This window comes from Klebsiella sp. 141203 (assembly GCF_032601985.1).
Lineage (GTDB): Bacteria > Pseudomonadota > Gammaproteobacteria > Enterobacterales > Enterobacteriaceae > Klebsiella > Klebsiella aerogenes.
In genome coordinates, this window is sequence record NZ_JAQIRL010000029.1 from 1 (window position 1) to 206 (window position 206).

Here is a 206-nt window from a genome sequence, read left to right on the forward strand (position 1 = left end):
TAGTTGGTTTCATTGCCGGTCCCGCGGGAGGAGCCGGTGGTCTGGATCGCGTCCGGGCCATATTTTTCTTTAATGGCGCCAAGGCGGGTGGCGACATAATCGAGCGCCTCGTCCCAGGAGACGGCTTCCAGTTTGCCGCCACGCTGGCGACGGATCATGGGGGTTTTGAGACGCGGGGTCAGGATCTGGGTATCGTTAATGAAGTC

The 206-nt window shown here is 59.7% G+C and carries 1 protein-coding gene; it reads right to left on the minus strand.

Annotated elements, in window-relative coordinates:
* On the minus strand, nt 1-206 hold a 206-nt coding region (locus tag PGR29_RS24870), incomplete at both ends, for a molybdopterin-dependent oxidoreductase (RefSeq protein WP_316425544.1).